The 22,585-nt window shown below is 68.6% G+C and carries 11 protein-coding genes; 6 read left to right on the top strand and 5 right to left on the bottom strand.

Translation table 11 applies throughout. From position 1 onward, the window contains the following. The coding region (locus LW840_RS14915) for an Ig-like domain-containing protein (RefSeq protein ID WP_291277272.1) at positions 1-1,113 on the top strand (1,113 nt) is incomplete at its 5' end. A 187-nt stretch (positions 1,114-1,300) separates the two neighbouring features. Here LW840_RS14915 and LW840_RS14910 read toward each other — a convergent pair. After that, positions 1,301-1,846 (bottom strand): hypothetical protein, encoded by a 546-nt coding sequence (locus LW840_RS14910; protein ID WP_291277271.1) that lies wholly within the window; start codon positions 1,844-1,846, stop codon positions 1,301-1,303. Between the two features lie 134 nt (positions 1,847-1,980). Beyond that, positions 1,981-6,114 carry an Ig-like domain-containing protein gene (locus tag LW840_RS14905; protein WP_291277270.1) on the bottom strand — a complete coding sequence of 1,378 codons (4,134 nt, stop codon included), beginning with the start codon at positions 6,112-6,114 and terminating at the stop codon, positions 1,981-1,983. 682 nt (positions 6,115-6,796) lie between these two features. Between LW840_RS14905 and LW840_RS14900 the strand changes: the two genes are divergently transcribed. Next, the gene (locus LW840_RS14900) at positions 6,797-8,920 is read left to right on the top strand and encodes an ATP-dependent helicase (RefSeq protein WP_291277269.1); all 2,124 of its coding nucleotides are present in this window, start codon (positions 6,797-6,799) and stop codon (positions 8,918-8,920) included. A 36-nt stretch (positions 8,921-8,956) separates the two neighbouring features. On the opposite strand, the gene LW840_RS14895 is transcribed toward LW840_RS14900, so the two are convergent. Further along, a complete protein-coding gene (locus tag LW840_RS14895; RefSeq protein ID WP_291277268.1) occupies positions 8,957-10,273 on the bottom strand; it encodes a DUF4143 domain-containing protein in 1,317 nt (438 codons plus the stop codon). Positions 10,274-10,618: 345 nt separating this feature from the next. Here LW840_RS14895 and LW840_RS14890 point away from each other — a divergent pair, with 345 nt between their 5' ends. After that, entirely contained in the window at positions 10,619-13,462 is a 2,844-nt protein-coding gene (locus LW840_RS14890; protein ID WP_291277267.1) for a M16 family metallopeptidase, read from the top strand. Positions 13,463-13,579: 117 nt separating this feature from the next. Here LW840_RS14890 and LW840_RS14885 read toward each other — a convergent pair whose 3' ends face one another. Further along, positions 13,580-14,641, bottom strand: a complete 1,062-nt coding sequence (locus tag LW840_RS14885) for an aminopeptidase (RefSeq protein ID WP_291277266.1) — start codon at positions 14,639-14,641, stop codon at positions 13,580-13,582. A gap of 47 nt (positions 14,642-14,688) precedes the next feature. Here LW840_RS14885 and dnaE point away from each other — a divergent pair, with 47 nt between their 5' ends. Genes dnaE through ricT form a run of 3 tightly spaced genes read left to right on the top strand, consistent with a single transcriptional unit; the run spans position 14,689 to position 21,734 of the window. After that, a complete protein-coding gene (dnaE, locus tag LW840_RS14880) occupies positions 14,689-19,464 on the top strand; it encodes a DNA polymerase III subunit alpha (protein WP_291277265.1) in 4,776 nt (1,591 codons plus the stop codon). 30 nt (positions 19,465-19,494) lie between these two features. After that, the gene (locus LW840_RS14875; protein ID WP_291262687.1) at positions 19,495-20,463 is read left to right on the top strand and encodes an acetyl-CoA carboxylase carboxyltransferase subunit alpha; all 969 of its coding nucleotides are present in this window, start codon (positions 19,495-19,497) and stop codon (positions 20,461-20,463) included. Positions 20,464-20,474: 11 nt separating this feature from the next. Then, positions 20,475-21,734 carry a regulatory iron-sulfur-containing complex subunit RicT gene (gene ricT / locus LW840_RS14870; RefSeq protein WP_291268385.1) on the top strand — a complete coding sequence of 420 codons (1,260 nt, stop codon included), beginning with the start codon at positions 20,475-20,477 and terminating at the stop codon, positions 21,732-21,734. A gap of 203 nt (positions 21,735-21,937) precedes the next feature. On the opposite strand, the gene LW840_RS14865 is transcribed toward ricT, so the two are convergent. Then, a complete protein-coding gene (locus LW840_RS14865) occupies positions 21,938-22,414 on the bottom strand; it encodes a four helix bundle protein (RefSeq protein ID WP_291268386.1) in 477 nt (158 codons plus the stop codon). Positions 22,415-22,585: the final 171 nt, after the last annotated feature.

Below are 22,585 nucleotides of genomic sequence, written 5' to 3'. Positions count from 1 at the left end.
GTGTTCGAGGTCATCGACGGTGGTGGCTCGGCGGTGGCTCGCCGTCCCGTAACCGACGCCAACGGCACGGCCACGGTGGGCGCCTGGACGCTGGGCGAAACGCCGGGCACCAACACCCTGCGCGCGACGGCCACGGGCCTCTCCGTGCAGCCGGTGGTCTTCACGGCGCTGGCCACTGCGGGCGCCCCGGCGTCGCTGACCATTTCGGCCGGCAACAACCAGACGGCAACCGCCGGGGCGTTGCTCCCCGTGGCCCCGGCCGTGGTGGTGCGGGACAACCGCGGCAACCCGGTGGCGGGGGTCACGGTGACCTTCACGGCCAGCACGGGCGTGCTCACCGGGGCGTCGGCGGTCAGCAACGCGGCCGGTCAGGCCACGGTAGGCAGCTGGCGCCTGGGCAACACGGCGGGCGTGCAGACGCTGACGGCCAGCATCATCAACGTGCCCACCGTGACCTTCACCGCCACGGCCACCGCCGGTGTGGCGGCCAACGTGGTCGTGGTGGGTGACTCCGTGGCGCCCAACTTCCCGGTCAACAGCTTCATCTCGCCGCTCCCCACCGCCCGCGTGGTGGACGCCAACGGCAATCCGGTCAGCGGCGCCGCCGTGACCTTCGAGTCGCTCGACGGCACCAACACACTCACGGGTGCCACCCGCACCACCGGTACCGACGGTCTGGCCCAGCTCACGTCGTGGCGCATTGGCACGACGGCCGGCGTGTACCGCCTGCGGGTGCTGGTCAGCGGCCTGACGCTCACCCCCGACGTCACGTGGCGCGTCACCGGCACGGCGCTGGCGGCCTCGCAGGCCGCCGCGCTGTCGGCGGCTACGCAAAGTGCCACGGCGGAGGCCGCGGTCACATCGATTCCCACGGTGCGGGTGACCGACCAGTTCAACAACCCGGTACTCGGGGTGACCGTGACGTTCGCGGTCGGGACCGGAAGCGGCACGATCAGCGGGGGCACCACGGTCACCGCGGTCACCGATGCCAACGGCTCGGCCTCGTCCGGCGCATGGGTCATGCCCAGCGGCAGCGGTGCGCGTACCGTCACGGCTACGGTTTCGGGCAGCATTCTGGGCAGCCCCATCACCTTCACGGCCAACGTGCCGTAAGGCGCCGTGGCCCACGGTGCCCATCGCCAACGGCGGTGGTCACCGTGAGCTCGCGGGGGGAGCAAACAGCTGGAGCAAACAGCAGGAGCAAACAGCACGGCCCCGGCGAGCAATCGCCGGGGCCGTGCTGTTTATGCCGCCTTCTTGCCGGGTGGTAGCCTGGCAGCGGTACTGCCCGGTAGTGACCTCAGCTCTTTGAGCCGGGGGCGGCAGACGGCGGATTCGCCTTTGGCGAGGCCGGTGGCTCCGCCTGCTCCGGCGTCTGCATACCGGGTGGGAGGGCGGGCGCACTGTCCTTCCTGGCGCTGTCCGCCTTGTACACCTGCATGGTGTCCACGGCCCGCAGCGGGGTGGGGAGCATGAACTTGGGCATGGCTTCCTCCACGTAGTACTTCCACCCCCACCCCATCAGCTTGCCGTCCTTGAAGACGGCGGGGGTTTCGTTGGCCTGCAGCAGCGGCTCGGAGACGTTGCCCTCGAGATCACGGGCGTACAGCACCTCGAAGTTGGCGCCGTTGAGGAAGTAGCGCATGCGGCGGTAGCCGTTCACCACGCGCACCGTATCGCTTCCGGTGGCGGTGAGCGGCCCGGGCCCCATGGCCTCAACGGCCTGCTCCACGGTCATGCCTTCATCGAGGCTGTTGAGCCGGGAGCCCCCCGCCGCATCGCCCGAACAGGCGGCCAGGGTGGTGAACGAAAGCACAGCAAACAGGCGGACAACGGAAGTCTTCATGGGATGTAGTGGGCTGGGTGGAAACACAGGCGCCCCGCAACGCGGGGCGCCTGTAAGATCGCAGCTTTGAGGCAAATCAGAAGGGCCTCACCCCTTTCGGAGTGAGGCCCTCTGATTGTCACCCTACTCCGTGATTACGGAACGCGGGTGAACGTCACCGTGCGGGTGATCGTGTTGGTGTTCGTACCCGCGGCGACGCCGGTGGCCGTGAAGACCACATCAGCGTTGACCGTAGCAGCCGCCGTACCCTGCGCGGTCAGCGTGCAGGTGGCCGGACCCGTCATCGCAGCCGTGAGGAACGGCGACGACGTCGAGCAGGTGTAGGCGATGCTGACGCCAGCCGGGTTCGGCGTGAGCGAGAGCGCCACCGCGTTCGTGCCGCCGTTCGGGATCGCAGCCGTGAGGGCGTCGATCGTCGTGCCGGCCGGAATCGCGTTGGCGAGACCGAACTGGCCGTTGCGCGTCGACAGACCGTTGCCGCTGGCATCCACACCGACGGCGCGGATGATGTCGCCGCCGGTCAGGCCAGCCTGCGTGAACTGGCCCTGGTTCGTGCCCGCGAACGTGAACGTGTAGCGGTAGAAGCGGAGCGCACCCTGGTCAACCGTACCCGCGAAGGTCGCGGTGCCGAGGTACTCCCACTCCGTGGTGCCGGCGCGGATCACGTGCACCGCCGTGAACGGCGGGTTGGTGACCGACGTGGACGTGGTCGCGCGGAACTCGGCCACACCGCCCGTGGAGCTGAACAGCTGCCACGAGGTGATGCCCGAGCCGCCCGTCGACGTGGTCCAGTCCTTGGTGGAGGTCGGAACCTGACCGCCGCCAATGCTCACCGTGGCCGCAGCCGCCGAGCGGCCGAGGTCGGTGAAGGCCCGCGTGGACGTCGTGCGGATGTCGTAGACGCGGGCCGAAGCGGCCGACGGCTTGACATCGGTGAACGCCGCGTAGCCGGCCGGCGAGATGGGCGCGTCGGACGCGTCCACCGTGATGAGCTGCTGGATGAACGAAATCGGCAGGTTGAGGCCACCACCCAGGGTGGTGCCGGCGCCGATCACGTAGGCCAGCTTGTTGTCCGTGAGCGACTGGAACGGGTTGTGCCAGAAGCCCAGGAGCGGGTTGCCGCCGCTCGCGAAGTTCGGCACGCGCCAGAAGCGCAGCCCCGTCGGGAGCGTCACCGCCGCATTGCCGTCCACACGGCCGAGCTGGCCGTAGGTGAGCTGCAGGTCGGCCGAGATCACTTCCAGCGGATCCGACGCCGTCGGCGTGAACGTCACCGTGCTGCCACCCGTGAGGACGGCCGGAGCGGTGAGGCTCGAGATGGCAGGCGACGAGTTGTCAACGGCCACCGTGCGCTGCGTCAGCGTGGTGCTGTTGCCGGCGCGGTCGATCAGCGTGCCCGTGAACGTGTAGTAACCGTCAACCGCCGAGCCGATGTTGGCCGGGAGGCCAGTCGTCAGGTTGTTGCGGCCGGCCACGCTGCCGAGGCCGATCGAGAACTCACGGATCGAGTTGTCGAGGCTGAACACGCCCGCGTCGATCGAGTTGCGGAACGTACGATCCGCGGACAGCGGACCATTGACCAGGCTTTCGACCAGGGCGTCGTTGCTCACGTTCGCGAGCGCGGGCGCCGTGCGGCGGGTGATCTGGAAGTTACCGCCACGCACGTTGGCCGAGTTGTTGCCGAAGCAGTTCGTGCTGGTGGTCGTACAGGTCGGGAAGCCGGCGCGGCTATCCGTGAAGCGCACCGCAAAGACCGCGGCTTCCGCCGCAATCGCGCCAGCGGTGTTCAGGCCGCTCGCCGTCGTGGCGTAGATCGAGTCCACGTCCGTACGGGTGAAGCCGGCAATCGCGCCCGTGCCCGTGTTCGGGATGGCCACGACCGTCGGGGCCGTGAGGTCAACACCGAAGGACGACGGGAACGTCGACGTGGTGTTGATGCCAGCCGTCTGCGTCTGGGCCTCGCCCGTGCTGCTGTTGCTCCACGTGGCGGGGACCGAGAGACCGCGGTTGCCGAGGCGGTCGGTTTCCACCACCTGCGTGAAGTAGGCGCGGTTGGTCAGGTCGGCCGCTTCCGGGATGTTCATCGAGGCCACCGTGGCCGTGATGCCACCCGTCGCGATCGGCGAGGTGCAGGTCGTGGCCGCGGTCGTGGAGATCGTGGCCGGGAACGCGCACACCTGGAACTGCGTGTTACGAGCCGACGTGGTCGCGCCCGAACCGAGCAGGCCGACGCCGCCGTCGGTGACGGTCAGACGCAGGGGGTTGCCCGAGCTGCTGCTGAAGCCACCGGCCATGGAGTACGTGCCGTTCACCCACGCCGAGTCGACGAAGGTGCCCGTGCCGCCACCACCACGCACGTCGTAGTTGGTCACGACCGGCGAGCGGTAGTCACCCGGGATGAAGATGGTGTTCGGGCGGAACGCCAGCGACTGGCGGAACCGGCCGGCGAACGCCGGGTTACCCGCCGCGTTGATCGGCGTGTAGATCGACGTGGCCGCCGCCGGGGTGATACCGGCGTTGGTCGGACCGGCCGCGTTGTTGTTGTCGATCGAGCTCACGACGGTCGGCGTGTAGCCGGCCGCATCCGAGACGGCGCCGAGGACGGCCAGCGTCGGGCGCGTGCCGCAGTTGAAGAACAGCGACCCCTGCGTGGTCGAGCGGGCGTTCGTGCCGTACGCGGCACGGAACGGACGCTGCGTCGCCTGGATGTTGCTGCCGCAGGCAAAGTTGCCCGAGCCGTCGGTGAAGCCAACCGTCGCCGAGGCGATGGTGCGGTTCGGGGTGTAGATGACCGGCACAACCGTGAACGAGCCGTCGCCCGACGTGGCGCCCGGGACGAGCGGGTCCGGCGTGCTCGGACCGCCGTACCAGGTGATGCCGCTGGCATCGTTGGCACGGTTGGTCGGCTGCATCCACTGGATGGTCCAGCCGTCCGGGTTGTTGAAGTTCACCTGCGAGATGTTGTTCGACGCGATCGTCGAGGCCGACGACGGGGTCGTGGTCAGCGTGGCCACGATCGTGCGGAGGCCGTTCTTGTACAGCGTGTTCGCGTCTTCACCCGTGGTGAAGTTCGGCGTGTTGAACTCCGCCGAGTTGATGTACAGCTGGACGTTCGACGCCTGGGCGCCCGCCGCCGTGAACGACTGCTGCGCAGCCGGCACGCCGTTGGTGCGCGCGGCGCACTGCGCCACGGTCTCGGCCGGGTCGCAGACCCATGCCTGCACCGACGACACGTTCTGGCCGTTCGGCTGCACGCTGAGGTTCACTTCGAACTGGCCGACGACGTTCGTGATGTCGATCGTGCTGCCGTTGTCCGTGAGGCTCGTGATCACGACCTGCGCGTTCGGCGAGACCGTGACCGGGACGAGGGCCGTGACCGACGAGGCCGCGAACGCACCATCCTGCGTGCTCTGCGCCGTCACCGTCACCACCGCCGTACCCTGACCGACCGCCGTGATGACACCCATGGCGCTGACCGTCGCGATGGACGGGGCGCTGGTGCCGTACGTGATGGTCGCGGCCGAAGCGCGCGGGCCCTGGACCGACGCGGTCAGCGCCTGCGTGCCACCCAGCGCGAGCGCAACCGTGGCCGGCTGCACGTTGAGCGCCGTGAGGCCAGGCGTCCGCTCGGACACCGTGATCGTGACCGCCTGCTGGATGCTGGCGTTGGCAAAGCCCGCGCCTGAACCCGCCGCCGTCACCGTGATGGTGGCGACACCAGGAGCCACCGCCGTCACCACACCCGCCGCGCTCACGGTCGCCGTGGCGGCCGAGGAGGTGGCGTAGGTGTACGTGACCGTGCGGCCAGCCGGCTGCACCGTCGGGACCAGCGTGACCGACTGGCCAACGCCGAGCTGCGCCGCCGACGGCGACACCGCGAGCGACGTGATGGCCGGCGTCGGGGCCGACACCGTAACCGACGCCGCCGCGACCTGACCGGTCGAGGCAGCCGCCGTCACCGTGGCGTTACCCGCGGCGACCGCGGTCACGCGGCACGCCGAGCCCTGCACCGCGGCCGTGGCCACGGCGGCATTGCTGGACGTGCAGGACGACAGCGTCGGCGCAGCCGTCGTGCTGCCGCCCGAGATCTGGACGGCGAAGTTGAGCGCCTCGCCGACGTTCATCGACGCACTCGGCGGGGTGATCGAGATGACCACCGGAGCCGCCGGTGCTACGGGCACCGTGACGTCGTCACCGCAAGCACCGAGCGCCGCGAGGGCACCGAGGCTCAGGGCAGCGAGCGCCTTGTTCCGAGAAAAGAGTTGCATTCATCCCCCTCTTGCGAGGTAGTGGAGGTAGTTGCCGTCGCGTGGGTCGGGTACCCGCGCAACAACAGACCTGCTGTGGTAGGCGCCGCCGGTCGGCGACCGCCTCATCAACACCGCACGTGCAGAGGACCTGATCTCGAATCGGGGAGCGGCCGAAGGGAGTTCAGCGTCGTGCAGATACCGCGTGATGCCCGGAAGACCTGCCCGCTGCCGTACCCACGGCAGCAGCCCTACCCCACCAGCTGGACGGTCCAAGCTCCGCCAGCATGCGGGCCCCTCTCCTATTGCACACCAGCCGTGGAGCGCTCACCCAAGGGTAGGGTGACGCACACACTCCTCGCGACAATAGCAAGCGCGGAAACTAGGGGTGATCGGCGGCACGGTCAAGCCGCCGAGATCCCCCGCGTTTCCTGTCGCCTGTCACAATGTTACCACGTTGCCCCCGTTCCGCCGAGTTATCCACATCGCAACCCGTAGAAAACCCGCACCGCGCTCCGGAACGGTACCTGATGAGACGAAGACGCCGCCCCCCCCGCGGACGTCACGGACCCGGCACCAGGGCAATTCCTGCCGCGCTCCCACCAGGTCCCGCCACGTCCCGCCCGGTCGCTGCCGTACCCCGGACAGGCGTGGCGCGTCACCGCCGCTGTCTCCGGGGCCCGTCTTCTGCATATCTTCGGGGATGGCCGACGATCTCCCCCGCGTTCACACGCCACTGCCGGCCCGCCGGGTCGTCCCGCCGCCCCCGGCACCCGAGGGGCCGGCGCTCAATGCCGCCCAGGCCGATGCGGCCAGCCATGGCGACACCCCCCTGCTCATCGTCGCCGGTGCCGGATCAGGCAAGACGCGGACCCTCATTCACCGCGTGGCCGCGCTCATCCAACGCGGGGTCCCCGCCCACCGCATCCTGCTGCTCACCTTCACCCGGCGCGCGGCGCAGGAAATGGTGAGCCGCTGCGAGCGACTGGTCGGCGCCGATTCGCGGCAGGTGCAGGGCGGCACCTTCCACGGCACCGCCCACCGCCTGCTGCGCCGCTTCGGGCCGGCGGCGGGCCTCCCGGCCGACTTCACCATTCTCGACCAGGGCGATGCCGGCGACCTCATGGGGCTCGCCCGCACGGCGCTGGGCTACGGGGACCTCAAGAATGCCCCCCGCGGCGCTCCGCGCTTCCCGCGCGCCGAAACGCTGCTCTCCATTTACTCACGCCACGTGAACACGGGGCAGGCGGTGGCGGACATCCTCGGCGGGCAGTGGCCGCACTTCCTCAGCTGGACCGGCGATATCGAGCGCTGCTTCACCGACTACGTGCGGCGCAAGACCGACCGCAACCTGCTCGACTACGACGACCTGCTGCTCTCGTGGGCGTTGCTCCTGGAGCAGGCGCCGCCCATTGCCCAGCAGATGCGGGCCCTCTACGACCACGTGCTCGTGGACGAGTATCAGGACACCAACCCGCTGCAGTCGCGCATCCTGCGCGGCCTCTGCACCAACGGCCGCCTCACCGTGGTGGGCGACGATGCCCAGAGCATCTATGCCTTCCGCGGCGCCACCATCCGCAACATCCTCGACTTCCCGGGGCAGTTTCCCGGCACGCGCATCGTCACGCTCGAGCAGAACTACCGCAGCACGGCGCCCATTCTCGAGAGCACCAACGTGCTCATCTCGCGCAGCACCGAGCGCTATTCCAAGCGGCTCTTCACCCAGCGCGACGGCGGCGAGGCCCCGTGGCTGGTGACCGTCCGCGACGAGGCCATGCAGACGGCGTTCGTGGTGGACCGCCTGCTCGAACTGCACGAGCAGGGCACGCCGCTGCGCGAAATGGCGGTGCTCTTCCGGGCCGGCTACCTGAGCGCCGACCTCGAAATCGAGCTCGCCAACCGGCGCATTCCGTATGAGAAGTGGGGCGGGCTCAAGTTCCTCGAGGCCGCCCACATCAAGGATCTGCTGGCCTTCGTGCGCATCCTCGAGAACCCGCGCGACGAGGTCAGCTGGTACCGCATCTTGCGGCTGCTTCCCGGGGTGGGCGACGCCACGGCGCGCGCGGCCATCGAACTGCTGGCGCAGCACCAGTGGGAACCCATGGCCATCGGGGCGGTGCGCGCGGCCTCGCGTTCGCGGCCCGGCCTGCTGGCCGTGGCGGCGCTGTTCGACGGCATGCGGCGCGTGGAGCGGCAGGACCGGCCGCACCGCCCCGCCGAAAGCATCCGGCTGGTGCGGCAGCTGTACGACCCCATCCTGCAGGGCACCTACGACGACGCGCCACCGCGCATGGCCGACCTCGATCAGCTCGAGACGATTGCCGCCGGCTACCCCGACCGCGCCACCTTCCTCGCCACCCTGGCGCTCGAGCCGCCGGCGGCCACCCAGGACCTGGCGGTGGGGAGCACCGACGAGGACGACGCGCTCATCCTCTCCACGGTGCACTCGGCCAAGGGCAAGGAATGGGACGCGGTGTTCGTCATTCACGCCAGCGACGGGGTCTTTCCCATGGCCCGCGTGGCCAACGACGAGGCGCAGGTGGAGGAGGAGCGCCGGCTGCTCTACGTGGCCATGACGCGCGCACGCAACGAACTCTACGTGACGTATCCGCTGCACAGCTACGCCACGCGCATGGGCGCCGACTTCGCCTACTCCCAGCTCTCGCGTTTTCTCGACCCCGGCGTGCGGCAGACCATGCAGCGGGTCACCATCGGCGAACCTGAGCCGGCACCGCTGCAGCCGCTGCCGGGACCGCGCGAGGGGGCGATCGTCGAGCCGGTGGTGGACTTGCGCGCGTTGCTGCGGGGCACGTTCGGAAACGGCTGAGCGTGCGGCTGCTTGGTATGGAGGAGCCGACGCAGCTCACACGCCCAGAAGCGCCGCCGGTACGACCGCGATACCATCAGGTCGCCGGTAGGCGTGACTACCAGTGGAGATGACGACCGCGTCGAGCAGGGCCTCCCCGAGCTTCGCGCGCAACCAGTGCAGGTGCGCAACGTGCCCGTCATTGATGGCGCTGGCGAGCTTCACTTCGATCGCAACGACGCGGTGATCCGGGCGCTCGACGATCAGGTCAACCTCCCGGCTGCCACCGTGGAGTCGGAAGTGCGACACTCTCGCCTCCGTCGCCTGCGCGTAGACGCGTATCGACTGCGTGACCAGCGATTCGAAGAGCTGGCCGAGCAGGGGGCCGAGGCGCGGCGTGGATTTCTTGCCAGTGTGGGTACTCGAGAGCGGCGACTCACGACCTTCGAGCAGCGCGGCCGTGTCCACCCCTAGCAGAGCGCAGGCGAGCGACGGATCGGCGAGGTGCAGCCGTGGCGCCTGAGCCACCCGACTCAATTCATTGTGTGTGGGCGCCCACCCCGGAAGCGGGTCGACGAGCCACATGCGCTGGAGCGCCTCATGATACTGAAGCGCCGTGACTTTGGACGGGGCATCTTTTCCGCCAACCGCCGCGATGAACGCGACATCCCGCAGCGTTTCCAACGACGTAACGGTGCCGCTCGCGGCCGCGTACGCGGCGAGCCAGCTTCTCAGCATGGCGGGCTTCCGCACCCCCACGCCCTGCTCCACCAGATCCCGCTCGATGGCCTGTGCAAGATACCCGTCCAGCGCGGCGCGATGCGCACGCCCATTCAACACCCGAAGCCCGGGGAATCCCGAGTGCACGATTTCCCGGGCATAGTCGGGGAGCGAAAGTTCGCACTCGCCTCCAATGGGGCTCCGTTGCCCGGTGAGCAATTCGCGCAGCGAGACCGTCGGGGTGACAAGCGAACGCTCCGCCAGCGACAGCGGGCGCATGCGCACGGTAACAATGCGCCCGGCGCCAGAGTGCATCGGCGGCTGGTGCGGGGCCCCCGATCCCGTGAGGAGAAATGCGCCCGGTCTGACGCCATCATCGACGCGACGCTTTACCGCGTCCCAAATCGCCGGTACATACTGCCACTCGTCGATCAGCAGCGGCGTATCTCCCGCCAGCGCGGCATCCGGATCTGCCGACGCCAGCACCGCTCGGCTCGGCACGTCCAAGCGAAGCGCACGCTGCACTCGGCGAATGGCCGTGGCGGTTTTGCCGACGGCTTTCGGCCCTTCGAGTGCGACCGCGGGCAAACCAGTCAACAGCTCGTCGAGTTCGTCGTCGACGATGCGTCGACCGTACTGCTCGCTGGCTTGCACCGGGCCACCTCATAAGCGGAAAGGGGTATGCGCGTCGTTCAGTATGCGGCACACGCTCGTGGCTGGCCGGGAAGCTATGCCATTTCTACCAATATTTCCATACCGTTTGCTTTGGTTATACTAGTCCATATCTACTCTTTCTACTATACCGTTTCTCTCCCTTGGTTTTGACGATGACGGCCCCTCGTGCTCCAGGTCGCCTCTCATCGAGCCCATCATGGACCTGCGCGCGTTGCTGCGGGGCACGTTCGGAAGCGGCGGGGGGTAGCGGCGCAACGGCCGGCCACGGAAGACGCGGAGCGGCTTAGCTTCCCCCCGATGCTCACCACGACCCCAGAGACTCGCATGACGTTCCCCGCCCTCCGTCGCGCAGCCGCCCTGGTGGCGCTCACCCTGCCCTGTGCCTTGCACGCGCAGCCCGCCGCGAAGACCAGGGCCGCTGCCCCGCGCGATTCCTTTGCCCTCACGGCGTCGCTGCCCATGGACCCCGCGGTGAAGGTGGGGACGCTGCCCAACGGTATCCGGTACTACATCCGGCAGAACACGAAACCGGAAAAGCGGGCCGAACTGCGGCTTGTCGTGAACGCCGGCTCCATTCTCGAGGACGACGACCAGCGCGGGCTGGCGCACTTCGTGGAGCACATGGCGTTCAACGGCACGACCAACTTCGCGAAGAACGACATCGTGACGTACCTCGAAGGGATTGGCGTACGATTCGGCGCCGACCTCAACGCGTACACGAACTTCGACGAAACCGTCTACATCCTGCCGGTGCCTACCGACAGCGCGGGCATTCTGGAAAAGAGCTTCCGCTTTCTTGGCGATGTGGCCAGCGGCATCCGCTTCGACAGCAGCGACGTGGTGGCTGAGCGCGGCGTGGTGCTGTCGGAATGGCGCGATGGCCTTGGCGCAGGGGAGCGGCTGCGCGACCAGCAGTTCCCGGTGATCTTCCGCGGCTCGCGCTACGCCGAGCGCCTGCCCATTGGCAAGCCGGACATCCTGGAAGGCGCCAACCCGGGACCGCTCAGGCGGTTCTGGCGCGATTGGTACCGCCCCGACCTCATGGCCGTCGTGGCGGTGGGCGATGCGGAACCGGCGCGGGTGGAGCGCATCATTCGCCAGACCTTTGGCCCCATCCCCGCGCGCCCCACGGCACGCGTACGCCCCCAGGCCGCCGTGCCGGGGCACGACAGCACGCTCGTGACCATCGCGGCCGATGCCGAACTCACCACCTCGAGCGTGAGCGTGCTGTGGAAGCGGCCCGCCCAGGCCACGCGCACGGTGGGCGACCTGCGGCGCGACCTGGTGGAGCAGCTGTACAACGGCATGCTCAACCAGCGCCTGCAGGAGCTGGCGCTCAAGCCGGAGGCGCCCTTCACCGGTGCCGGCGCCAGCAGTGGGGCCTTCGTGCGCGGCAGCGAAATCGTGTCGCTCGACGCCGGCGCCAAGGAAGGGCGCCTCGTGGAAACCCTGCAGGCCGTACTCATCGAGGCCGAGCGGGTGCAGCGCCACGGCTTCCTGGCGTCCGAGCTGGAACGCGCGCGCACGAGCACCCTGCGCGCCTACGAGCGGGCCTTCGCGGAGCGGGAGAAGTCGGCCAGCGAGGCCTTCGTGGACGAGTACGTGAACCACTTCCTCACAGGCGAGGGAGCGCCCGGCATTGCCTTCGAATACGCCGCGGTGCAGCGACTGCTCCCGGCCATCACGCTGGACGAGGTGAACGCGGTGTCGGCGTTGCGCGCCGGGGCCGCGAATCGCGTGGTGGCGGTGAGTGTGCCCGACAAGCCCGGGCTGGCCGTGCCCACCGAAGCGGAGATCCGCGCGGCCTTCGGTGCGGTGGTGGCCGCGACCATCACGCCGTGGACGGAGCGCGTTGCCGAGGGGGCGCTGGTGGCCGCCGTGCCCACGCCGGGACGCGTGGTGAGTGAGCGACTGATCCCGGGGCCCGGCATTACGGAGTGGACGCTCGCCAACGGGGTGCGCGTGCTCATCAAGCCCACCGACTTCAACGCCGACCAGATTCTGGTGTCGGCGTTCAGCCCCGGCGGGGCAAGCCTCGTGGAGGATGCCGATGCCTTCAAGACCTCCCTCGCCCCGGCCATCATCGCCGCGGGCGGCGTGGGCGAGTTCTCCGCCATCGACCTGCGCAAGAAGCTCACGGGCAAGGTGGCCACCGCGCAGCCGAGCATTGCGGACCTCAGCGAAGGCATGTCGGGCGCGGCCAGCCCGAAGGATCTCGAGACGCTCATGCAGCTGCTGTACCTGCGCTTCACCGCCCCGCGTGCCGACAGCACGGTGTTTGCCGCGCAGCTGCAGCAGTTCGAGCAGTTCCTGAAAAACAAGGACGCCAATCCGGCGGCGGTGTTCGGCGACACGATCCAGCAGACGCTGGCCATGGGGCATCCCCGCGCTCGGCCTCTCTCGGCGGACATGCTGCGGGAGCTCGACCTGACGGAGCTGCTGCGCATCTACCGCGATCGCTTCCGCGATGCCGGTGACTTCACCTTCCTCTTCGTGGGCAACGTGACGCCCGAAGCCCTCAAGCCGCTGGCCGAGCAGTGGCTGGGGGCGCTGCCGGCCGGCAATCGGCGGGAAGCCCCGCGGGATGCGGGCCCCCGGCAGTTCAGCGGCGTGATCGACAAGGCCGTGCGCAAGGGCATTGCCCCGCAGAGCCAGAGTGTCGTGCTGCTGGCGGGGGCGGCACCCTGGACGCGCACGGATGCGCACGCCCTGTCGTCGCTGGGTGAGCTGCTGCAGATGCGGCTGCTCGAGCGGCTGCGCGAGGCACTGGGCGGCACGTACTCGGTGAGCGTGAACACCGCCTTCTCGCGTCGCATCCGCCAGGAGTGGCAGGTGGCCATTCAGTACGGCTCTGCCCCGGCGCAGGCCGACACCATGTATGCCGCCGTGCGCGAGGAAATCGCCCGGCTGCGCAGTGCGCCGCCCACGGCGGCCGAGGTGGAGCGGGTGAAGGAGCAGCAGCGGCGTGAGCTCGAGGTGCAGCAGAAGCAGAACGGCTACTGGCTCAATACCATCCGCACGCGCGTGGAGCACGGCGATGCGCTGGACACGCTGGGCGATTACCTGACGCTCGTCAACGGCCTCACCGCCGAGTCGCTGAGTGCGGCGGCGCGGAAGTTCCTCAGTGAGGAGAATCGGGCGCGCTTCGTACTGCTGCCGGAGAAATAGTCGTTCGGCGGGTGGGGGAACTGCTCGTGGGAGGCCACGGAGTCACGGAGGCACGGAGATAGATCAACGATTGCGGTTCTCCGAGCCTCCGTGGCTCCGTACGCTCCGACGAGCTGTTCAACGATCTCGTCGCGACACGGAATCCCGGTGCGCCGCAATCACCCGCCGGATTGCCTCGCGAATGTTGCCACCGCTCGCGGTGTAGACCGAATCGAACCGATCCAGCCGCTCGGCGTACACGCGCCGGGACATGAGCACGGCGTTGTTGAGCGGCACGCGCTCCACCCAGCCGGCGGGATAGGTGCGGAGCTGCGGCCCCACGGAGTCGACGAGGCGACGCCGGGCGCGCGTGTACACCGTGTCACGCGCCGCAATGCGCGGGGTCCGCGCTGAATCGGGCAGCATCGAAAAGACGCTGTCGATTTCCTGTGCCGTGCGCTCCCAGAAGGCCCCAAGCAGCAGATCATCGTGCCATTCGTCCTGCGCCCGGCGCAGCAGCGCACTGTCGCCGCGGGCCCGGAAGAAGTGCTCGGCGCCGCGTCCCCCCACGAAGGTGGCGAAGCTTTCGTTGAAGCTCACCTGCCCCTTGGCGAAGAAGGTGGTGTGCAGCAGTTCATGCAGCACCGTGTTCACCAGCGTGACGCTGTCCGCCTTCACCGTGGTGCTCACCAGCGGGTCGTTGAACCATCCCAGCGTACTGAAGGCGCTGGCGGGACCCACCGTGACATCGTACCCCTCGGCACTCAGTGCCTCCGCCGTTCTCCGTGCCTCCGAGAAATCGAAGAAGCCCTTGTACGGAAACCGCCCCACCACGGGGAACCACCAGGTCTTGCGCTCGAGACGGTCGGGGTACGCCGCGGACACCACGAGCACGAGCGTGTCCCGATCGAGCGGCGAGAATGTGGTGAAGCTTTCCTCGACCTTGAGGCGCAGCGAATCGGCCGCGAACTGCCGGGCTTCGAGCACGAGGGCCAACTTGGCGCGCAACGCCGGCTCCGTGGACTCGCGCGCCACGAGCCGGGGAATGGGCTGGCGACGGGCCAGGATGCGGGCTTCTTCGTATGCCGCGCGCGACAGGTAGCAGCCCATCGGTGTCAATCCGAGGAACGCCACCAGCAGAAGCGCGCTGACCGCGCCGAGCTGCTTGAGCAGCCGCCGCCACTGTGTCCTGAGGTACATCCGCAAGTCCTGCCGCGGGTCAACCGGCTGAGGTATCATTCGGGGTCATGTCGTTCGTTCACCTGCACTGCCACTCCGAATATTCGCTCCTCGACGGGGCGAATCGTATCGATGATCTGATCAAGCGCGCCCAGCATTACGAAATGCCGGCGCTGGCGATCACCGATCACGGTAACATGCATGCCGCCTGGGAGTTCCAGGAGAAGGCGAAGAAGGCCGGCGTGAAGCCCATTCTGGGCATGGAAGCGTACGTGGCCCCCGGCGACCGGCGCACGCGTGGCCGACCGGCGCCCGGCGTGAAGCCCTACTATCACCTGGTGCTGCTCGCGCGCGACCTGCAAGGCTACAAGAACCTCACGAAGCTCACGTCGCTGGGTTACACCGAGGGGTTCTACACCAAGCCGCGCATCGACCGGGAACTGCTTGCGCAGTATTCCGAGGGGCTCATCGTGACCTCGGCCTGCATGGCGGGGGAGGTGGCGGGGCACCTGCTGGACGACCGCATGGACGAGGCGCGGGAGGCCGCCGCCTGGTACGCCGAGCTGTTCACGGGGCGCTATTTCCTGGAAGTGCAGGCGCACACGAGCGAGGGGCAGAGCCGGCTCAATGCCAAGGTGCTGAGCCTCGCCGATGACCTCGGCCTGCCGGTCGTGGCCACCAACGATGCGCACTTCCTCACGCACGAGGATCACGACGCGCACGACGTGCTGCTGTGCATCGGCCTGGGGAAGGACCGGAACGACAAGGACCGCATGAAGTACGACGACGGCCTCTACTTCAAGAGTGCCGACGAGGTGCGTCCGTTCTTCCCCGGCCGTGAGGATGTGCTCACGAACACGTTGGCCATTGCCGACGCGGTGGACGTGCAGTTCGCGAAGCAGTACTACGTGCCGAACTTCCCGCTGCCGGAGGGCGTGGCGACGGAGAACGACCTGCTGGTGCAGCTCGCTACCGACGGTGCGAAGGCGCGCTACGGCGATCCGCTGCCGGCCGAGGTGCAGGAGCGGCTCGACTACGAGCTCGGGGTCATCACCAAGACCGGCTACGCGGGCTACTTCCTCATCACCGCCGATTTCATCAAGGCGGCACGCGACCGCGGCATTCCGGTGGGACCGGGGCGCGGGTCGGCGGCCGGGTCGCTCGTGGCCTATGCCACGAAGATCACCGATGTCTGCCCGCTGGAGTTCGACCTGCTCTTCGAGCGCTTCCTGAATCCGGAGCGCGTGAGCATGCCCGACGTGGACGTCGACTTCTGCTTCGAGCGGCGCGGCGAGGTGATCGACTACGTACGGCAGAAGTACGGCAAGGACAGCGTGGGGCAGATCGTCACCTTCGGCACGATGAAGTCGCGCGCGGCGGTGAAGGACGTGGGGCGCACGCTGGGGTTCACGCCGGCCGAAACGGATGCGCTGGCGAAGCTCATTCCCAACGCGCCCAACCACTCGCTCACGGTGGCCGAAGCCATCGAGCAGGTGCCGGAGGTCAAGCAGTTCTACCAGACCGACGAACGGTACCGGCAGCTGCTCGACTTTGCGGTGAAGCTGGAAGGGCTGTCCCGCCATACGGGGGTGCATGCCGCCGGGGTGGTCATTGCGCCGGGCCCGCTGGACGAGTTCGTGCCCATCTGCACGCAGTCCACCAAGGGCTCGGGGGGGGCCGGCGACGAGCGCGTGATCGTGACGCAGTACGACATGACGGCGCTGGAGAAGGCCGGCATGCTGAAGATGGACTTTCTGGGGCTCACCACGCTCACGGTCATCACCGACACGATCAAGGCGGTGAAGCAGCGCACCGGCGTGGAGGTCACGCTCGAGGAGCGGGGGTTCACCGACGAGAAGACGTACCAGGTGCTGCGCGCCGGCCGCACCGGCGGCGTGTTCCAGTTTGAAAGTGCGCTGGCCACCGACGTGCTCAAGCGCATGCGCTGCGACCGCTTCGACGACCTCGTAGCGTCGAACGCCCTGCTGCGCCCGGGGCCGCTCGACGCCGGCATGCACAACGTGTACATCCGCCGCAAGCGCGGGGAAGAGCCCACGGTGTATCCGCTGCCGGAGCTCGAGCCCATTCTGTCCAACACGTACGGCGTCATCACCTATCAGGAGCAGGTGATGCGTATCGCCCAGGTGCTGGCGGGCATCTCGCTGGCCGAAGCCGACGTGTTGCGCAAGGCCGTGGGCAAGAAGGACGCGGAGCTGATCAGGAAGGAGCTGGGCAAGTTCACCGAGAAGGCGATCGCCAAGGGGTACGACAAGAAGATCATCGAGGAGCTGGCCGGCCAGATCGAAACGTTCGGGCGGTACGGATTCAACAAGTGCCTGGTCGGCGAGACGGAGATCTATGACGCGGCGACCGGCCAGCTGGTGCGTATCGCCGACGTGTACGAGAAGTGCGCCACCCTGCGTGCCGTGGCCACCTGCGACGTGGACTCTCTCCGTCTGACGCATGGGCACGTGCTCGACGTGATGGACAACGGCGTCAAGCCGGTGTTTCGCCTGCGCACGGAGTCGGGGCGCGAGATCGTGGCCACGGGCAACCACCCGTTCCTGATGATCGACGGGTGGCGCAACCTCGACGCGATCGCGGTCGGCGAGCACATCGCCGTCCCTCGCACGTTGCCGAGCGGCCCCCGCACCGCGTGGCCGGAACACGAAGTCATCGCGCTGGGGCATCTGCTGGCCGAGGGGAATCTCGGCCACCCGAGTGGCGTGTACTACTACAACCAAGACGAGACGTCGGTCGGCGACTTCGTCGACGCCGCCGAGCGCTTCGAGAACGTCCGGTGTACACGGACGACCCACAAGGGTACGGCCTCGATCTACACCGGACGCGTGGATCGTGCCCAGCCGAACGGGATTTTCGAGTGGGCGCGCCGTCTGGGTCTGCTCGGCAAAACCGCAGCAAACAAGGAGGTCCCTGCTGCGGCCTTCGCCCTGCCGGACGAGCAGATCGACGTGCTGCTGGGTCGCATGTGGGATGGCGACGGCCACGTGAACGCCGAGGATCGCTCGGCCTACTACGCCACGGCCTCGAAGCGGCTCGCGCAGCAGGTGCAGCATCTCCTGCTGCGGCTGGGCATCCTCGGACGCGTGCGCGAGGTGACGTTCGGCTATGCGCGCGGTCCACGCGTCGGCTATCAGGTGTTCGTCACGGGCGCGGAGAACCTTCGCCCGTTCGCCGAACGCGTGGGCGTGCATCTGGTCGCGCCCGCGAAGCGTGCGACCATGGCGGCGATGCCGGTCACCGCGATGCAGGGACCCTCGAAGGATCTGGTACCGGTCGGTCCCGTCCGCGAGCTGGCGCGTGCGGCGAAGTCGCGTCGGGGCGATACCTGGGCCGCGGTGGAACAGGGGGCCGACGTCTCGGCGCGGGACCTCTATCCAGTGGGGACCAACCCGGCAAAGATCGGCTTCACGCGGGGCGTGGTGAATCGACTGGCGCAGTACTTCGGTGACGCGGCGCTCGAGCGGCTGGGCGACAACGACGTCCTGTGGGACCGCGTGGTGTCGATCGAGGCCGCTGGCGAGCAGCGCACCTACGACCTCGAAATCGCCGACACGCACAACTTCGTGGCGAACGACATCGTCGTTCACAACAGCCACTCCGTCGCCTACTCGGTCGTCGCGTACCACACGGCCTTCCTCAAGACGCACCATCCCGCCGAGTTCATGGCGGCGCTGCTGTCGTCGAACATCGGGAAGACCGAAGAGGTCATCAAGTACATCGCCGAAGCCCGCGAAATGGGGCTCGAGGTGCTGGCACCGGACGTGAACGAGTCGGGGTGGCGGTTCACCGTGGTGGGCGACCGGCGCATTCGCTTCGGCCTGGGCGCCATCCGCAACGTGGGGCGCGGCGCCATCGATTCGCTGCTGGCGGCGCGCGCCGATGGCCCCTTCACCAGCCTGTACGACCTGTGCACCCGCGTGGACCTGCGGGTGTTCAACAAGCGGGTGTTCGAGGCGCTCATTGCCGCCGGGGCCTGCGACGGCCTGGGGGGGCACCGGGCGCAGCTCATGGCGGCGCTCGACGCCGCCATGAGCGAGGCCACGCTGCAGCAGGAGGAGGCGGAGAAGGGCCAGGTCTCGCTGTTCGGTGATCTGCTGGGGGGCCCCGCGGAGGAGGCGCACCGGCCCTCGGGGGCACCCACCCTGCCCAACACGCCGCCATGGATGGAAAGTGAGCGGCTGCAGCGCGAGAAGGAGCTGCTGGGGTTCTACATCTCCGGTCACCCGCTGGAAAAATACCGAACGGAGTGCGAACTCTTCGCCTCGCACACCGTGGCCCAGCTGGGCACCTGGGTCCCCGAGGCGGTCACCATCGGGGTGGTGGTCACCGCCATCAAGAAGCAGATCTCGAAGCGCTCCGGGAATGAGTTTGCCCGGTTGACAGTCGAGGATTTTTCCGGATCTTCCGAGGTGCTGGTCTTTCCGGAAGCGTGGGGGGTCATTGCGGAGCGGGTGCGCCCCGACGTACCTCTCCTGCTCAAGGGCGGCTACTCCAAGAAGGATCAGGGCGTCGAAAACGCCACGTTCATCGTGGACGGAGTCACGCGCTTCGAGGAGGTGCGCGCCAGTGGGGACGTGGCGGTGGCGATCGACCTGGCTCCTGGGCTCGATCTCCCCGCCGCAATCATGGAGGATGTCCGCGCGAAGGTGGAGTCGCACGAAGGATCGGCTCCACTCGAGCTGCACTGGCGCGACGCGAACGGGCGGGCGGTCCGCTTCCGGTCGAGGTCGCTGACGGTCACGGCATCCCCCGCAATTCTTTCCGACCTTCGCGCGCTGCTTGGCGCCGACCGCGTGCGCCTGGTGCGCACGGGTGGCTGACGAGCGGCACGTGAGCTTTCCAGGATAGCCATGGCTGCTGCCCCTGTTCTCGAGTTCGAGCGCCCCATCGCGGAACTCGAAAAGCAGATCGAGGAGCTCAAGCGACTCGCTGCCGACCAGTCCATCGACGTGACGCGCGAGATCGCCCCGCTCGAGCAGAAGCTGGGTGAGGTGCGCGTGCAGATCTACCAGAATCTCACGCCGCTGCAGCGGGTGCAGGTGGCGCGCATGTCGCGCCGTCCGTTCACGTCGGACTACATCCGGCACGCCTTCACGGACTTCATCGAACTGCACGGCGACCGCCTGTTCCGCGAGGACGCGGCCATCATGGCCGGCTGGGCGCGACTGGACGGGGAAACGGTCATGGTCATCGGCCACGAACGGGGCCGCGACACGAAGGAGAATCTCAAGCGCAACTTCGGCATGCCCCACCCCGAGGGCTACCGCAAGGCGCTGCGCCTCATGAAGCTGGCCGAGAAGTTCCAGGTGCCGGTGATCACCTTCATCGACACGCCAGGGGCGTGGCCGGGGCTGGGCGCCGAGGAGCGCGGCCAGAGCGAGGCGATCGCGCGCAACCTCCTCGAGATGAGCAACCTGCAGGTGCCCATCGTGGCCACCGTCATTGGCGAAGGCGGGTCGGGCGGCGCCCTGGCGCTAGGCGTGGCCGACCGCGTGCTCATGCTCGAGAACTCGGTCTACTCCACCATTTCGGTGGAAGGCTGCGCGGCCATCCTGTGGAAGGACGGCAAGAGCCCCGAGATGCGCGAGAAGGCGGCGTCGGCGTTACGCATCACCGCCACCGACCTGCTCGAACTGCGGATCATCGACGAGGTCGTCAAGGAGCCAGCCGGCGGGGCGCACTCCGATCACCTGACCACGGCCAAGTCGCTGCGCGATGCGCTCGTGCGCAACATCGAGGAGCTGCGCCGCCTCAAGCCGGACAAGCTCGTGCGCCGCCGCCGTGAGAAGTTCCTGCGCATGGGTCAGTTCACCGAATAGCGGCCCGCGGCGTGTCGCATCTCATCGAGGTCGCATTCCGGGGCAACCGGAAGGAGTTCTTCTCGTGGGACGGCGACGCGCCGCCCCCGCTGCGCGCCGGCGTCATCGTCGAGGCCGACCGCGGCGAAGACTTCGGTCGGGTCCACGCCACAGGCGAACTTGCCGAAGTACGCTGCGCGGGGTGCGCGCACGGCTGCGGCACGGCCCCGCCGCCGCGCAAGGCGCTGCGGCTGGCCACGGCCGACGATGAACGCCTCGACCGCGAGCTGACGGCCGACAACGAACAGGCGCGCCGCATGTCGATGGAGCGGGTGAAGGCCAACGGCCTGGTGATGAAGCTGACGGACGCGGAGTGGCAGTGGGATCGCCGCAAGCTCACGATCTACTTCACGGCCGACCGGCGGGTCGATTTCCGCGGGCTGGTGCGCGACCTGGCCGCCCTCTTCAAGTCGCGCATCGAACTCAAGCAGATCGGCGTCCGTGACGAGGCGAAACGTCTGGGCGGCGTCGGACGCTGCGGTCGCGAGTACTGCTCGGCGAGCTGGCTGCCGGATCTGCGTCCGGTCAATCTCGGGGTCGCCAAGGACCAGAAGCTGTCGCTCAATCCGCAGCAGATCTCCGGCGCGTGCGGGCGGCTCATGTGCTGCCTGCGCTACGAGCACGAGTTCTATGTGCAGAGTCGCCGGCGCTTCCCGAAGGAAGGGAAGATTCTGCTGACCACCCGCGGCGAGGAGAAGGTGATCGCCTGCGACATCTTCAACGAGCGGGTCACGCTGCGCACGGTCGACGGGGACACGCGGGTCGTGCCGCTGGCCGAGCTCAAGGGGGAGATGGGAGGGGCGGAGCACAGCGGGGGCACGGAGGAGCGGGGACTCGCGGCGTCGACGGCGGAATACGCGATCGAAACGGCGGCGGCGATGGCGGAACTCGAACCGCAGTCGATGTCGATGCTCGACACGATGGAGTTCGAGGCGTTCACGGTGGCGCAGTTGCTGGAGGGGGCGCCGGCACTGGCCGAGATGGTCGCGGAGTCGGTAGGCGAGGCGGCTGCGGAAAGCACGGCACCGGCGGTGCCGGTACAGGCCGGCGAGGCGGGGGCGAGTGCGGGCGGCGAGGCGGGGGAGGCGCCGAAGCGGAAGCGCCGTCGGGGACGGCGCGGGGGCCGTCGGCTGCGTGCGGCTGAGGAGCGCCGTCGGACGGAAACCGATGGCACGGCCGATGGCCAGTCGGCCGTTGACGACGGTGATGACGTCGAGGGTGACGACGACTGAGTGGCCGTGGCCGTGAGGCGGGAATGGCAGTCTGGGGTGGTTGGGGTCGGGGCACTGCCACCGCAGTCGGGGTACAGCCACCGCAGTCGGGGCACTGCCACGGCGGTCGGGGTCTGAACCCCGGTCGGGGTCGTGGCGGGGCCCGGGTTTGGTCGGTGTCTGGGGCGACGTCTGGGCGCGGGGACCGGCAGCGCCGGTCGGGGTCAGCGTCTGGGGGAGCGCGGCGCTGCGCTGGCGCGGGTTGGGGTCGGCTGCGGTGGGGCGGTCGCGGCCTCGGCTGGTGTCGGGGGGCGCGACGCTGCGCTGGCGCGGGTCGGGGGGCGATCAGCGGCGGGAAGGCTGTTGCGCAGAGCGACGAGCATGCGCTGAATCGTTGCGAGCTGGTCGCGAAGGTCGAAGACGTCGCGTGCGGAGAGCGCGTCGCGATCGAGCAGCGCGGCCAGGTGTGCATCGGTTTCTGCTGCGGACCCGAGTGAGATATCGAGGTGTCGGCGGAACTGCGCGTTGGTCCGAAGCCCGCGCCCTTCGGCCACGTTGGCGCCAATGGACAGGGACGCGCGTCGTACCTGGTCGACGAGGTCTGCTCCGGACTCGACCGAGACGCCGCGGGTGAGCTCGTGAATGCGCACCGCCAGTGCGTTGGAGAGCTGCCAGACCTTGAGATCACGATGTGTAGGCATGGCCCCACTGTACATGCGCGGCGCCTGTCGAGTCTCACCATTTCTACGGCAGTTCGCGCACGGCGACGCAGCGACGAGCGGTCGGGGTCGGGGTCGGGGGTCGCCTGCGGCGGCTGCTGGGGTCGGGGTCGGGGGGGCGGTTGGGGGGCGCGACGCTGCGCTGGCGCAGGT

The organism is Gemmatimonas sp., from assembly GCF_021298855.1.
GTDB lineage: Bacteria > Gemmatimonadota > Gemmatimonadetes > Gemmatimonadales > Gemmatimonadaceae > Gemmatimonas.
The sequence above is the reverse complement of the archived record's forward strand: the minus strand, read 5'-3'. Positions and strand labels throughout refer to the sequence as shown.